The organism is Paenibacillus sp. FW507-14B1B (assembly GCF_058781425.1).
The window spans coordinates 252,075-266,310 of the sequence record NZ_JBYSWS010000002.1; the positions used below are offsets into that span (position 1 = coordinate 252,075).

Here is a 14,236-nt window from a genome sequence, read left to right on the forward strand (position 1 = left end):
AACACCTTTCTGTAGCGGTTTAAGACCGAATAGAAAGGTGTTTTCCCATGTTTATCCCAGTACATAAATGGATGCAGGATGAACCGACATCCAATCAGATTACGGGGTCAAAGCTCTCCATATATGGGTATATACCGTATGTTGGATTGCTTCCTATGTGGATTTATCTGTTCAATTGCGGTAGGATTATTATTGCTGATTATTCGTACACGCTTATTACATAAGGAGGTTCATCATGCAAGACGTTCTAATCATCGGCGCAGGCCCGTGTGGTTTGTCCGCAGCTATTGAATGTGGAAAACGCGGTCTGTCTTCAGAGCTTATCGATAAACATAATATCGTTCACTCCATTTATTTGTATCCTACACATATGCAGTTTTTCAGCACAGCAGAAATGCTTGAAATCGGGGATGTGCCATTCGCTCTGTCGAACGATAAACCCTATCGAGACGAAGCACTTGCCTACTATCGTAAAGTTGCCGAGCATTACAAGCTAAACATTTCACCATACGAGGAAGCCACTTCTATCACCAAGCTTCCGGACGGATCATTTCGGGTCTATACACGCAAACGCAGTGGTGTAGAAAGCTATCGCGAAGCTAAGAATGTCGTGATATCGACTGGATATTTTGATCACCCGAATTATATCGGTATCCCCGGTGAAGATTTGGACAAAGTAACTCATTATTTCCGGGAAGCCCATCCATACGCTGGTATGAAAACGGCCATCGTTGGAGGAAGTAATTCTGCTGTGGATGCTGCCATGGAGTTAATCCGTGTTGGAGCTGAAGTCACAGTAATTTACAGAGGTCAAGAAGTGTCTGAGAACATTAAGCCATGGGTAAGACCACTATTTGAAGGAATGGTTAATAAAGGAAAGATCAAGCTACACATGGAGTCTACGGTTACCGAAATCCGGGAAAACTCTATAACAATCACTTCTAATGACGGAGCTCAGCAGTCCATTGATAATGACTTTGTTCTTGCTCTAACAGGCTTCCGTCCAGATCGAAAGCTGTTAGCTTCTTCCGGTGTAGAACTTGACGATTCTATGGAGAAGCCGAAATACAATCCTGAGACCATGGAAACAACGGTACCTGGCCTATATGTTGCTGGTGTTATTGCTTCCGGTCGAAACGCGAATGAGGTATTCATTGAAACTGGGCGTTTACACGGACGTTTAATCGCTGAGCACCTTATAACCAAATCGTAGTATCTTTAACATGCACTCCAAAGGAGATGACGTACACGATGGATGTCACCTCACTCATCCTATTAGGTATGGCTGCACTCGGAATTTTGAGCAATAATACGACAATCACGATTGCGATGCTGGCGCTTCTGCTAATTCGAGTAACTGGCTTTCAGCAGGCTTTTCCGTGGTTAGAGAAATACGGGCTGACTATTGGAATCATCATCTTAACGCTCGGGGTTATGTCGCCACTCGCCAGTGGGAAGATGAGTCCACAGCTTATCGGAGAATCGTTCCTTAACTGGAAGTCCCTTCTCGCTATCGGGGTAGGTATGCTTGTTGCCTATTTAGGCGGACGAGGAGCTTCTATGATGGGGACTAACCCTACAATTGTAGCTGGCCTATTAATTGGAACAGTTCTCGGCGTGGCTTTATTTCGCGGCGTTCCCGTTGGTCCTCTGATTGCGGCTGGTATTTTATCGTTGTTAATCGGAAAATCATAGTTCTACTTCAGAGCAAGAGGCTGCCCTAAGGCCTTCACAGACCTACAGGGAGCTTCTTGCTCATCTTATTTACTACCATTTAACATTTATAGGAGGCCTAGTCACGTGCAACCGCCTAACCCAATTAGCAAACCCGTTATTCATCGGCAGACGCCCTATCTGCTATTTAAACAATTGAGACCAAAGCAATGGACAAAGAACCTACTAATTTTTGCTGCCCCATTATTTTCATTCGAAACCGTAAATGCTGCCACACTTTTAGATACAATAGCAGGTTTCTTCTTACTCTGTTTTGTCTCCGGTTGTGTATACATCATTAATGACTACATGGACCGCGAGGCTGACCGTAACCATCCTGTGAAACGGCATCGCCCCATGGCTTCTGGACAACTAAATCCAAACCTTGCACTCGCATTTGGTGCTGTACTCTTAATTGGCTCACTTGCAGTCTCATCACTATTAAGTCCATTGTTCACGGTACTGCTTGGACTTTATTTTATGATGAATGTCGCTTATTCTTTTCGATTGAAACACGTTGTCATTATTGATATTATGATCATTGCTGCTGGATTCGTACTGCGTGCAATAGCCGGTGGTTTAGTTATTCATGTACCTTTCACGCCCTGGTTCCTGTTATGCACAATGCTTCTCTCCCTCTTCCTTGCGATTGGAAAAAGACGGCATGAACTTGTTCTTCTTCACGAGGACAAAGGATCCCACAGAAAAGTACTAGAACATTATTCACTAGAGCTGCTAGATCAATTCAGTGGTATCGTAACGACCGCTACCATCATCAGTTATTCACTTTTCACCTTTACATCCGGTCGTACCGTTCATCTCATGTGGACGATTCCACTCGTTATTTATGGAATGTTTCGATACCTCTATCTCATCCATATTGAAAAAAAGGGCGGTGCACCCGATCGCGTATTGTTTGAGGATAAGCATATTTTGATAACCGTGCTTATTTATGTTGTCAGCGTCATCGGAATTCTCGCCTATTTTGAATAATTCAAAGATTTGAGGATGTAATTATGAGACAAAAAGTAGCCTTGTTCGATGTAGACAAGACGATAATTCACAAAGATTCCATGTTTCAATTTATGCTATATGGATTAAAGAAAAAACCGACTTCCTTTTATCTTGTATTTCTTATCTTTTTCTACTCTGTGCTGTACAAAACGAAGTTAATGAAAGCTGAAAAGGCAAAGAGTTCTTATTTTCGGTTCATCAAGTTTATGAGCGAACAGGATTTGAAGGTCTTTTTTGATACGATGATCATGCCCTATGTATACCCTGAGGCACTAACTGAATTGAGAAATAAAAAAAAGGACGGATATCACATCCTCCTTGTAACAGCTTCTCCCTATGCATATATGAAGTATTTCGAAGAGCTTGATGTTGTCGATGGTGTCATTGGCACGACACTGACAATGAATGGTGAACGATTTACACATGTCATCGAAGGTAACAACTGCAAGGGTGAGGAAAAGGTTACTCGAATTAAATGTTATTTGGCAGACAAGGGAATCACGATCGATTATGACAAATCATGTGCATATTCTGATTCAATATCAGACATGCCGATGTTGAAGCTAGTGAACCATAAGTATCTGATCAACCGGCACCAACATACATCAGGATGTGAGGGTCTAACATGGAGCTTGTAACCAAGAGCAAGAACCGGCATATCGGTAAATGGTTAATGATTATTTCTGCATTTTTGACAGCTACGGGCCAACTGTTCTGGAAATGGGGTCACACGAACCTAATCTATATGGCTATCGGATTTGTATGTTATGGTCTTGGGGCGATCTTCATGATCAAATCTTTAGCATTAGAGAAGCTTTCTGTTGCATACCCGCTTATGTGTATTAGTTATATTGTGGCCTTATTTTACGGTGATATCTTTCTAGGGGAACCTATAACGATCAAAAAGACGGCGGCCGTAGTTCTACTAGGAATCGGGGTGACCTTAACATCCTATGAAAAATGATCCGCTGTTGTACGCCCTTCTACTAGCTATGACCTTGTTTGGCTCCCTGGGGAGTGTACTTTTTAAAGGTTTTACTTCCAAAAAGAAGCTTTCCTTGCTGTTCCTGGGCTTTGCTTCATATGGAACCGGCGCACTTTTGAATATCTATTTATTAAAAGAACTTCCGTACACCCTTGTCATGCCAGCAAATGCTCTAACTTTTTTATGGGCTCTGCTGTTTGCCAAGATCATATTCAAAGAAACGATTGGAGTAATAAAAATTGCAGGTGTTGTCTTTATTATGTCCGGTTTAATACTCTTAATCTGGTAAATCTAAATAACATTTTGGAGACTGGTGGTTAAACATGACTTTCTACAATTATTTGTTCAGGGACAAAAAAGATAATTTGGCCGCATTAAGCTTATGGGTTATCTTCTGTCTGTTTTATATGTATCTAAATATGCCCTTCATTCAATACATTAAAGATAACGCGGAGATGCTAGGCAAGTTTAATCCGTTCTATGGTGCCCCCTTCTCACTCAACCTGTTTAATTTCGATCCTTCAATGGAATATGGGAACGCCACAGCAACGATTATCCATCCACTCTATACCTTTCTATCAACTCCGCTTACATACATATCAAATCATACGATAGGTAACCTGCTGTTTCTGATTCTGCAATCTGCAATGAATGCCCTTACTACTGTTCTGGTGTTTTTCATGCTCCGCAGAAATGGATCTGCGATGTCCGTTTCACTATTGTTCTCAGCTTTTTTCGGTGTTAGTTCTTACAGTATCTTTACAGCAGTTATTCCAGACTCTTATCCTTATGCGCAGTTTATAATCGTATTGTCCGCGTTGTATTTACAGAAATGCCGAGCAGAGCAATCATTCCCGATTATACCTAATGCTGCGTTTACTGCACTTAACTTTGGGATCACTTCAACCAATGTAGTTACTTATGCAGGTGCACTTTTCATCAGTCTTTTTAGCCGAATCAGCAAGAAGACATCTTTTCGATGGTTCATGATTATTATGATAACTGCCCTGATGATCATCCTCGGTCTGACTGGATTACAGTATGTACTATTCTCAGGGAAAACATGGCTCTCCAATGTGTTCGGGGGACTATCCAGTGGTGGTCTAGGTTATGTAAGTCCGTTCTCCTTTGCCCATCATGCTAAGGTATTCTACATGCTTGTAATAAGCCCTATTCTAACGCCAGACATCGCTTTGATCGATACGGGAATTACTGCATTCGCAACTGATCTCAGCAAGCCCTATCCGTTCTATGTTCATGTTGTGGGCCTTGGTGTAATCTTAATGGCAGTTCTCGGATTCATTAAAGGAATCAAGTTCAGGGATACATGGGCTGTCTCCACTTACATTTTATTCGCGTTTGTCCTCCATATTGTTGTAGGATTCGGACTCAGCGCTTACAGCTATGATATGTACCTTTATGCAGGTCACTATCTATTCGCTTTCTTTATTCTAGCAGCAGCTTTTGTTACGAGACTTCAGAATGCTAAGCTCAAAAGAATTATGCTTGTTGTGGTTGCGATCTTCCTCGTCATAACGGTTGTGAACAACCTAGTTAAACATCAATCAAGTCTGGATTATATTAAATCTTCCTATACAAATGTTCTTACACAGCAGGAGAAATAACATCTTTTAGACCAAAAAATAGCCCTTGAGCAGATTGGATTCGACGAACATCCACCTGTCCCAAGGGCTATTTTTTATAGACAATCAATATAATAAGATCAATTTAAGACTCCAAATGCTGTACATTGTACAGTCTTGCGTAACTACCATCACGTTCCATGAGTTCAATATGTGTTCCTTGCTCCGTAATTTGTCCATTCTCAAGCACGACAATCATATCGGCATGTGTGATTGTAGATAAACGGTGCGCTACAATCAAAGTCGTACGATCTGCTGACAACGATTGGAGCGATTGTTGAATCAGATGCTCTGATTCCAGATCCAGCGCTGATGTTGCCTCGTCCAGAACAAGAATATCGGGGTCTTTCAAGAAGACGCGGGCAATGGCAAGACGTTGTTTCTGTCCCCCGGACAATTTTACGCCCCGTTCTCCAACTTCTGTATCATATCCCTGTGGAAGATTACTAATAAATTCATGGGCATTGGCCGCCTTCGCTGCTGATATAATCTCCTCATCAGACGCTTCAGGATTACCAAACAATATATTCTCACGAACAGATCCGCTGAATAGGAAGTTATCTTGCAGAACCATCCCCACAGAGCCCCGAAGACTATCGAGTGTCCATTTTCGAATATCCAACCCGCTGATCTTAACACTTCCCTGCTGCACATCGTAGAACCTTGGAATAAGACCAATCAGTGAGGATTTGCCTCCCCCACTCATCCCAACGAACGCAACAGTCTGTCCCTGCTCAATTGTCAGATTAATATCTTGCAGGACCCAGCCCCCTTGTTCATTATACTGAAACCATACGTGATCAAACTCAATACGTCCAGCTGAAGTTAATTTCTTAGCGCCGGGTGCATCCACAATATCATAGGGTTCGTCAAGTAATTCTTTGACACGCTCCAATGATGCAGTTGCTTGCGTGAGCACAGTTGAAGAATTAATCAATCTACGTAATGGTGCATATAGTCTGTCCAAATAACCGAAGAACGCCACAAAAGTACCCAAGGTTAAATCACCTTGAATAACCCGATAACCCCCGTAACCAATCACTAAAATAGGTGCGATGTCTGTTAATGTGTTAATAATTGAGAACGTCAGAGCATTCCAGCGTGTCTGAGCCATCGCTTTATTTAGAAAGTTTCCATTAATGCCTTCAAATTTCTTTTGATCATAGCGCTCTAGCGTAAAACTTCGAATCACCGAGATCCCTTGAACACGTTCATGGAGATACGACTGAATGCCTGCCAGTGCTTGGGATCTATCTTTGGTGAGCTTTTTAAGCCGCTTATATAATAGGTTTACTGCTATCGCATATAACGGCAATACCGAGATAGCCACAAGGGTCAACATGGGGTTCATAAAGAACATCACGATAAGGACAAATATTAATGTGAAAATATCCAACCAGATGTTCATCATTCCAACTTCGACGAGGTTCTTAGATTGTTCGACATCATTGATAAAACGGGAAATCGCTTCACCAACTTTTGTATTCTGATAATATCTCAAGGACAGACGCTGTAGATGAGCATACAGACGGTTCCGCATATCAAACAAAATACGACTCGTAATAAACTGGGCAAAATACTGCCTCAGATATTCCACCGGACCACGAACAACAACAAACAATACCAGTGTTCCCCCGAGTATGAGCATTAATTGGTTCAACTTCTGTTCTACTGCCATCTGAGAGTTAATGAGAAGATCATCAACAACGTATTTCATAATCATTGGAAGCAACAATGGAATCGAAAACTTAATCATGCCAATGATCAGCGTAAGAATGATCCACTTTAAATAAGGTTTAACGAATGGATAGTAAATTTTCCATGACTTCAAAAGTAACAACGACCCCTTTCTTATGCATCATTCTAGTTGCATTATTTTTTTACCCACGATTTGGCTGCAGGTTGACTTTTGTGCGCTTCAGTGCTTTATTATCTTTAAACTTATTTTATAATTGCATTACCCGCAGGAGGAATAACATGAGTACAATATTTGTAACCGAAGCCGTCATGCTCGCCATTTACGGACAGCTTCTCACACCAACACAGCCCGTAGAATATATCATCCCCTATAAGACAGTCTTGGAGCTATATGAGCTGAAGAGCAGTGATGAACCGCTCATGCATTCCACACCCGATGACCATCACGTTCGGACCAAAATCAATGAGTTAATTCGTTATTTTGAAGAACCGCTTAATAAGAAAAAAATAGATCGAGCATTGCAAGTACCATGGGCTAAAAGCCCATCCATCCCACTCACGGAAACAACGCTTGTTACGATACTAAACGCAATGGATACAGCTCCTTATGGGGAATTATTCGATCCCGTGGAGACAGAACTCTTATTGACAGCACAACGCATCGAAGCTCCTATGCTTACGGATCAATATGAGTTCATCCAACGCATCATCGATGCTTCCATTCCGGTACAGGTTTATGACATTGATGATTTCGACTTTGCATTAGAAGTAACGGAGTGACTTAAATCACAACAGGTTAAATCTACGCGAAAAAAAAATTCCCCTTCCGGGGAACCTCATCCACCTAATTGATTTCATTCAAACAGATACTGTGTTAGCGTATCTGTTTTTTGATTGTATTCATCAAGTGGACCGAAATCGTATCCATGACAGGCATATTCTCCATATCACAATACTTTAAAGATATTTCGCTTTCGACAGGCAGATCAATAGCGCTACGAAGTCCTATGGCTGAATACACACCAATGACATAATAAACTTCATCTCCACCCGCATGCCTTTTCACAAACTGTGGTCCTGATAACAGATCGATTAATCGCATATCATCCGCAATAAGGCCGCTTTCCTCCCAAAGTTCTCTGGATGCCGCGTCCTCCATGGATTCGCCGGGCTTCATACTGCCAATTGGAACACCCCAAACGTCTTTACCTTGACGTTTCAGGAGCAAAATCTCCTCATTGTCATTCAGCACGATCACAGCAGCCTTTACACTGACCGTCGTTCTCTTGCCAATATACTGACGAATATCACGGTGATATACGCTCATCTCTGGGAACCTCCTTTCCCTTAGATAGCGCTTCAAGCTATTAATCTTTCGTTAGTTCACTGCGCTCTCTTCTTTATAAACATATACAATATCATCTGAGGAGTCTTCATATTCAACATGAAGATTATATCCCCGTAAATACCATAAATCATGCTCTTCCATAAAAAAGGTTACATCCTCTGCTTGCTCCGTTATCCCTGGACTAACAGGCTCTTCAATAGAAATACCTAGTGAAAATCCGGGATGCAGTCCACCACCAGAGCTGTAACGCGGGAAGAAACGAATGAAGGTGCCAGCGTTTAGTTCCAATTCTTTCTTGTACCAACGCGCTGCCTCTTTGCTGACTTCTATAACCATGCTAACACACTCTCCCCTTGAGGTACTTGCCTGATTCTCAGGTCATCGCCTATTGGTCGTATATGTATCATAACGCATATCTACATGGGGTTACAAATCTTTTCGCAGGAAAATCGAAAGCTTTACATCCTCTCCATTTCCACTCTTTTCAAAAATAGGTTTGACATTTTCAGCTACTCGGTGATAAAATTCAGTCCATACAAGTTTCAATTTATTGTAAATTCAAATGAAAGGGTGGTTAAGGTGTTCAATATGTTTATTGTCTATACTCATCGTCCTATGGATAATACTTTACAACTGAATACCGATGACACCCAGCCGGTGCACCCTCAGTTCTAATTCTGACCAATGGTTCATGGATTAATTGAACTATAATTATCTCTTACGCATGGTTGTTGTCATAATCCGTGCGATGATAAGTTAATGATTGAAAGCATATCGTCCGTTTTCGGGACCGATATGCTTTTTTTGGTTTCATAAGAGAACTGAACAATGTCCGGCACACGAAAGGAAGGGATATTTTTGTTCGCTGTACTAAAAAATTTAGGATGGTTTTTCAGGCTTGAGAAGAAGCGATACCTAATCGGTCTGTTCTTTCTCATCTTTTGCGGCTTACTAGAGTTGCTTCCGCCGCTCCTGCTTGGTAATGCCATTGATGATATCGTTAACAGTTCGATATCATGGCCTTCGCTTGCCAAGTATTTGCTCCTAATTATGGGGATTGTCGCTATCATTTATGCGAGTACCTACATATGGATGCATCGTATCTTCGGAGGAGCTAACCTTGTAGAACGTTTGCTGCGCACACGTTATATGAATCATCTTCTGGGGATGCTACCACCGTTTTTTGAGAAGAACCGTACAGGAGATCTGATGGCCAAGGCAACGAATGACCTACGCTCCGTAGCGGCTACTGCTGGTTTCGGTATGCTTGTTATGACCGATTCGACGGTCTATCTTATTGTCATTCTATTCGCTATGGGATTCATCATCAGTTGGAAGCTGACACTTGCTGCCATACTCCCTCTCCCCATCATTGCGATTGGTATGGTTATCTACGGAAAAGCAATACATAAACGCTACACAGCTGCTCAAGATGCTTTTGGAGTCATGAATGACCAGGTACTGGAGTCCGTTGCGGGGATCCGTGTCGTTCGGGCCTATGTACAAGAACGAGAAGATCAGCGCCGTTTTCAAGAAATTACGGATGATGTTTATCGCAAAAACCTGGCTGTCGCCAAAGTTGATGCATTATTTGAACCTACCATTAACTTTTCCATCGGCTTAAGTTACGTGATCGGTCTTACTTTCGGCGTATACATGGTGTTCCAGAATCAAATTACCCTTGGAGATCTCGTCTCCTTCAACATGTATCTGGGTATGATGATCTGGCCTATGTTCGCCATTGGAGAGTTAATTAACATTATGCAACGCGGTAATGCTTCCCTTGACCGGGTAAATGATACACTATCCGTTCCGCCAGATGTAATAGATCCTACGGATCCTGTTCATATGACATCTCCAGATTCGATAGAACTGAAAGAGGTCACGTTTCGGTATCCGAGCTCATCAGTCGATAATCTGAAAGAAGTGTCTCTTACCCTGCTCAAAGGCCAAACTCTAGGTGTCGTTGGGCGTACTGGAAGCGGAAAGTCAACTCTTCTTAAACAACTGTTGCACGAATACCCAATGGGTTCTGGCGATATCCTCATTTCAGGAGCTCCGCTTGAGATGTTGTCTAAAGACCTCCTTCACAGCTGGATCGGATATGTTCCTCAGGAGCAAATTCTATTCTCTAAAACCGTGAGACAAAACATTCAGTTTGGTAAGAAAGACGCCCCTGATGATGTCATCATGGAAGCCATTGCAACGGCTGCCTTCGATCGAGATTTGAATACCCTTACTGATGGTCTAGATACTCTTGTCGGGGAAAAAGGAGTCGCGTTATCCGGTGGACAGAAGCAGCGTGTATCACTGGCTCGCGCTTTCATCTCTGACCCGGAGATATTAATTCTGGATGATGCTCTTTCTGCGGTCGATGCACGCACCGAAGCTCGAATTATTGAGAATATTCGAAGTAAGCGCGCTGAAAAAACAACTTTAATATCTACTCATCGGTTATCCGCTGTCCAGCATGCTGACTGGATTGTAGTGCTTGATGAAGGCAGAATCATTGAGCAGGGAACGCATGATCAGCTTCTGACGCAGAACGGGTGGTACCGTGAGCAATTTGAACGTCAACAAGTTGAGAACAATCTTACCTCCGAGGAGGTGTCTTAATTGACTCCGAACGATCAAACCATTTCGAATGAATCTGGATTTGCCAAGCGGCTCTTTCGTTACGCATTAACAGCGAAAGGAACTTTTATAGCAGCACTCATCATGCTCACGATCGGTGTAGCAGCTGAGTTGGCAGGTCCTTTTATAGCCAAGAACATGATAGACAATCACATTTTAGGTATCGAAAAACCTTATTATGAAACATCAACGAAGGAACAAGCAGCTGCTTATAACGGAAAGTACTACAAACGTGAAGATCGATTTGAAACAGGCGAAAGTAAGGGCCGGGAGGTTCGTGTCCTCCAGACCGGAAGAAGCTTTTATTTTATTAATGAACCCGTTGTCCGTTCTGAGGGCGAACGCACTTACCAAGATGGGACGCTCACTATTTCATATCGAAATGAAAATGCATCCTATCCCGCTACAAAGCTTGACACGAAAGAACTATTCGCATTCTATGAACCTGAACTCCCGGGTATATACAGGCTAGTGCAATTCTTTCTCATCGCGTTGGTTATCTCTATGATTTCGGTATTCGCACGTACCTACTGGTTACAATCTGCTGCCAATCGGGTTATTCAAAAGCTGCGTACAGATGTCTACGCCCATATTCAGCGTCTTCCCGTGTATTTCTTTGATAACTTACCTGCTGGAAAAGTCGTATCCCGAGTCACCAACGATACGGAAGCTGTAAAGGATCTGTTCGTAGCTGTACTGTCTAATTTCAGTTCTGGTATGGTCTACATTACTGGGGTCTACGTTGCACTGTTTCTCCTAGACCTAAAGTTAGGTCTGATCAGCTTATTTATCATTCCAATGCTGATTACTTGGACAGTACTTTATCGAAAATTTGCTACGAAATACAATGTTATCATCAGATCTCGCTTAAGTGAGATTAATGCAATCATTAACGAATCCATTCAAGGGATGCCCATTATTCGTATTTTCCGACGTCAAAAAGCTACCAAAGAAGAGTTTGAAGCTCTAAACGAAGACTATATGGCACATCAGAATAAAATGCTGAATTTGAACTCCCTGACCACGCACAACTTGGTTAATGTGTTACGTAATCTCTCTTTCGTTGTTATCCTGTGGTATTTCGGAGCTGGATCTCTAGATGGTACTGGCATTGTATCCATAGGTGTACTTTACGCTTATGTGGATCTTATGGGCCGAATGTTCCAGCCGATTACCGGCATGGTTAATCAGCTCGCAGCGCTGGATTCCTCCATTGTATCTGCAAAGCGTGTATTCGAACTGATGGATGAGACAGGGGAAAAGGTTACTGATGGCACGATGCCGCGCTACTCAGGCAATGTAGAGTTCAAGGATGTATCTTTTGCTTACAAGAAAGACTACGTCCTTAAAGATATCTCCTTTGAAGCCAAGCAAGGACAGACGGTTGCTCTTGTAGGGCATACCGGTTCAGGAAAAAGCTCCATTATCAACCTGCTGTTCCGCTTCTATGATCCACAGAAAGGAACAATTACTATTGACGGTCAGCCTGTTACCGATATTCCGAAACAATGGCTCCGCCAGCATATGGGCATTGTTCTTCAAGACCCCTATCTGTTCACAGGCACAATTGCTTCTAATGTAAGTTTAGGGGATGCTCGAATCACACGTGAACAGATTAATAAAGCGCTCTGTGATGTTGGCGCCGACCGATTACTCGGTCATCTTCCTCAAGGATTTGACGAACCTGTCATTGAAAAAGGAAGCACGTTGTCAGCAGGACAACGCCAGCTCATCTCTTTTGCACGAGCACTTGCATTTAATCCTGCTATCCTCATCCTAGATGAAGCAACCGCGAATATTGATACCGAGACAGAAGCTCTCATTCAAGATGCGCTGGAGGTACTAAAAAAAGGACGTACCACATTCATTATCGCCCATCGTTTGTCTACAATCCGTAGTGCAGATCAGATCCTTGTGCTCCATAGAGGAGAGATTGTTGAGCAAGGCTCCCATGATGAGCTTATGGAACAAAAAGGTCGCTACTTTAAAATGTATCAGCTTCAGCAAGGTGGGATGGCTGCTCCACAAGCAAATGATAACAGAGAACCTGTCATCTCAGGTGCGCCTGTAAATCTTGCAGGTGGTAACGTCTAATATTTTTTGCAATGAGAATTTGTATGAATAGAAAATAGGCTAACCTTAGGTCAGAAGATACTCTGCCTAGGTTAGCCTATTTAAATATACTAATACAAATCTCATCAAGCTCATTTCTGACTGATTGTAGCTTCTTCTTTCACTTTGACTTCATAATTAGATGGCACATAAGTTTCCACCGATGATTTAGAAATCACTTGAGGGTACAACTTGTCCGGGTCCGGCTGGATTATCATATAATTTATAACAGCTTCCTTACTGCTCACGAAATCAATAGAAGTAACTGCCAACCCGTATCCCGGATGAGGAAGGTTGTCTTTCGTTATGATGACCTTATTCACCTCGGCATTTACTTTCTCTACCTGAAACGAGACACCATCCTGTACTTTCTCGCTGTCATCTACATTTCTCTGCTTATGGTTCTCGATAAACTGCATAGCTGCATGTGTCATCTCAGCAGCTTCGATCCGTGTCATTTCCTGTTTTGGATTAAACTGACCTGCCTTACTAAGCTCAGTAATTTTAGTTAACAGTAGAAATTGTACAGCTCCACGGCTCTCTTCCTTTATCTGGCTTTCATCAGCAATGTTAATATACATCAAGATCACAGGATAATTCCCTGTTTTCTGCACCGCTGTTGCAAGCAAATGAGCAAAATCCTCTCGTGTCATCGGTTCATTCCACTTTGTCTCGGTCGATACGGGTAGCCCATTCTGGGCTGCAATGTTCACTGCATCCGCATACCATGCTCCATCCGGAACCGTACTGAATGATTTTCCGCTGAAATTTGGGTGTTCTTTCAGATCTGTTGCTTTTATAACCATCTGAATAGCTTGTGCCGATGTAATCGTTCGCTGTGGAGCAAACTTATCAGAAGTTATCCCCTGAATAATCCCTTTAGATTGCAATGATTTCACAGTAGCCAACTGATCCCTGTCCTGGACATCAGAGAAAGCCGATGCTGAAGCAGCTCCTACACCAAGGAGCGAAGATGAGATAAGCAGCGCAGATAACAATTTAGTCGTTGTAGTCATAACTTGCACCTCCTATCATTTCTGACGTGCAGGTAATGGAAAATGTTTCAACCTGAGAGTTGATTGGTTTACC

The 14,236-nt window shown here is 42.4% G+C and carries 15 protein-coding genes; 11 read left to right on the forward strand and 4 right to left on the reverse strand.

The features are described 5' to 3' along the window. The first annotated feature begins 47 nt into the window (after positions 1-47). The 8 genes from AC3WJJ_RS09265 to AC3WJJ_RS09300 all read left to right on the forward strand — a co-directional run bounded on the left by AC3WJJ_RS09265 (position 48) and on the right by AC3WJJ_RS09300 (position 5,337). Positions 48-224: a hypothetical protein gene (locus tag AC3WJJ_RS09265; protein WP_492539981.1), complete on the forward strand. Its 177-nt coding sequence runs from the start codon at positions 48-50 to the stop codon at positions 222-224. A gap of 11 nt (positions 225-235) precedes the next feature. Continuing rightward, the gene (locus tag AC3WJJ_RS09270; RefSeq protein ID WP_492539983.1) at positions 236-1,213 is read left to right on the forward strand and encodes a YpdA family putative bacillithiol disulfide reductase; all 978 of its coding nucleotides are present in this window, start codon (positions 236-238) and stop codon (positions 1,211-1,213) included. A 38-nt stretch (positions 1,214-1,251) separates the two neighbouring features. Next, positions 1,252-1,695: a DUF441 domain-containing protein gene (locus AC3WJJ_RS09275; protein ID WP_492539985.1), complete on the forward strand. Its 444-nt coding sequence runs from the start codon at positions 1,252-1,254 to the stop codon at positions 1,693-1,695. Between the two features lie 105 nt (positions 1,696-1,800). Then, positions 1,801-2,706: a decaprenyl-phosphate phosphoribosyltransferase gene (locus tag AC3WJJ_RS09280; protein ID WP_492539987.1), complete on the forward strand. Its 906-nt coding sequence runs from the start codon at positions 1,801-1,803 to the stop codon at positions 2,704-2,706. A 23-nt stretch (positions 2,707-2,729) separates the two neighbouring features. After that, on the forward strand, positions 2,730-3,365 hold the full coding sequence (locus AC3WJJ_RS09285; protein WP_492539988.1) for an HAD family hydrolase: 636 nt from the start codon (positions 2,730-2,732) through the stop codon (positions 3,363-3,365). Beyond that, positions 3,353-3,691, forward strand: a complete 339-nt coding sequence (locus AC3WJJ_RS09290) for an EamA family transporter (RefSeq protein ID WP_422657200.1) — start codon at positions 3,353-3,355, stop codon at positions 3,689-3,691. Before AC3WJJ_RS09285 ends, AC3WJJ_RS09290 begins: the two co-directional genes overlap by 13 nt. After that, positions 3,681-4,001, forward strand: a complete 321-nt coding sequence (locus tag AC3WJJ_RS09295) for an EamA family transporter (protein ID WP_422657201.1) — start codon at positions 3,681-3,683, stop codon at positions 3,999-4,001. The genes AC3WJJ_RS09290 and AC3WJJ_RS09295 overlap by 11 nt, the downstream gene beginning before the upstream one ends. 34 nt (positions 4,002-4,035) lie before the next feature. Beyond that, entirely contained in the window at positions 4,036-5,337 is a 1,302-nt protein-coding gene (locus tag AC3WJJ_RS09300) for a DUF6080 domain-containing protein (RefSeq protein ID WP_492539989.1), read from the forward strand. 103 nt (positions 5,338-5,440) lie between these two features. Here AC3WJJ_RS09300 and AC3WJJ_RS09305 read toward each other — a convergent pair whose 3' ends face one another. Then, on the reverse strand, positions 5,441-7,186 hold the full coding sequence (locus AC3WJJ_RS09305) for an ABC transporter ATP-binding protein (protein ID WP_492539991.1): 1,746 nt from the start codon (positions 7,184-7,186) through the stop codon (positions 5,441-5,443). Positions 7,187-7,332: 146 nt separating this feature from the next. On the opposite strand from AC3WJJ_RS09305, the gene AC3WJJ_RS09310 reads away from it, so the two are divergent. Then, positions 7,333-7,833 (forward strand): ADP-heptose synthase, encoded by a 501-nt coding sequence (locus AC3WJJ_RS09310; RefSeq protein ID WP_492539993.1) that lies wholly within the window; start codon positions 7,333-7,335, stop codon positions 7,831-7,833. A 94-nt stretch (positions 7,834-7,927) separates the two neighbouring features. On the opposite strand, the gene AC3WJJ_RS09315 is transcribed toward AC3WJJ_RS09310, so the two are convergent. Both AC3WJJ_RS09315 and AC3WJJ_RS09320 read right to left on the reverse strand, forming a co-directional pair. Then, entirely contained in the window at positions 7,928-8,380 is a 453-nt protein-coding gene (locus AC3WJJ_RS09315) for an NUDIX domain-containing protein (RefSeq protein WP_492539995.1), read from the reverse strand. Positions 8,381-8,431: 51 nt separating this feature from the next. Continuing rightward, entirely contained in the window at positions 8,432-8,737 is a 306-nt protein-coding gene (locus AC3WJJ_RS09320; RefSeq protein WP_492539997.1) for a HesB/YadR/YfhF family protein, read from the reverse strand. 522 nt (positions 8,738-9,259) lie between these two features. Between AC3WJJ_RS09320 and AC3WJJ_RS09325 the strand changes: the two genes are divergently transcribed. Then, positions 9,260-11,017: an ABC transporter ATP-binding protein gene (locus tag AC3WJJ_RS09325; protein WP_492541977.1), complete on the forward strand. Its 1,758-nt coding sequence runs from the start codon at positions 9,260-9,262 to the stop codon at positions 11,015-11,017. After that, positions 11,018-13,129: an ABC transporter ATP-binding protein gene (locus tag AC3WJJ_RS09330; protein ID WP_492539999.1), complete on the forward strand. Its 2,112-nt coding sequence runs from the start codon at positions 11,018-11,020 to the stop codon at positions 13,127-13,129. It begins immediately after the preceding gene. 110 nt (positions 13,130-13,239) lie between these two features. On the opposite strand, the gene AC3WJJ_RS09335 is transcribed toward AC3WJJ_RS09330, so the two are convergent. Continuing rightward, positions 13,240-14,163, reverse strand: a complete 924-nt coding sequence (locus AC3WJJ_RS09335) for an S-layer homology domain-containing protein (RefSeq protein WP_492540001.1) — start codon at positions 14,161-14,163, stop codon at positions 13,240-13,242. Positions 14,164-14,236: the final 73 nt, after the last annotated feature.

What these genes read in the sequence shown, in the direction of transcription:
- AC3WJJ_RS09265 (WP_492539981.1), top strand. Translation starts at nt 48, where the DNA reads ATGTTTATCCCAGTACATAAATGGATGCAGGATGAACCGACATCCAAT.
- AC3WJJ_RS09270 (WP_492539983.1), top strand. Translation starts at nt 236, where the DNA reads ATGCAAGACGTTCTAATCATCGGCGCAGGCCCGTGTGGTTTGTCCGCA.
- AC3WJJ_RS09275 (WP_492539985.1), top strand. Translation starts at nt 1,252, where the DNA reads ATGGATGTCACCTCACTCATCCTATTAGGTATGGCTGCACTCGGAATT.
- AC3WJJ_RS09285 (WP_492539988.1), top strand. Translation starts at nt 2,730, where the DNA reads ATGAGACAAAAAGTAGCCTTGTTCGATGTAGACAAGACGATAATTCAC.
- AC3WJJ_RS09290 (WP_422657200.1), top strand. Translation starts at nt 3,353, where the DNA reads ATGGAGCTTGTAACCAAGAGCAAGAACCGGCATATCGGTAAATGGTTA.
- AC3WJJ_RS09295 (WP_422657201.1), top strand. Translation starts at nt 3,681, where the DNA reads ATGAAAAATGATCCGCTGTTGTACGCCCTTCTACTAGCTATGACCTTG.
- AC3WJJ_RS09300 (WP_492539989.1), top strand. Translation starts at nt 4,036, where the DNA reads ATGACTTTCTACAATTATTTGTTCAGGGACAAAAAAGATAATTTGGCC.
- AC3WJJ_RS09310 (WP_492539993.1), top strand. Translation starts at nt 7,333, where the DNA reads ATGAGTACAATATTTGTAACCGAAGCCGTCATGCTCGCCATTTACGGA.
- AC3WJJ_RS09315 (WP_492539995.1), bottom strand. Translation starts at nt 8,380, where the DNA reads ATGAGCGTATATCACCGTGATATTCGTCAGTATATTGGCAAGAGAACG.
- AC3WJJ_RS09320 (WP_492539997.1), bottom strand. Translation starts at nt 8,737, where the DNA reads ATGGTTATAGAAGTCAGCAAAGAGGCAGCGCGTTGGTACAAGAAAGAA.
- AC3WJJ_RS09335 (WP_492540001.1), bottom strand. Translation starts at nt 14,163, where the DNA reads ATGACTACAACGACTAAATTGTTATCTGCGCTGCTTATCTCATCTTCG.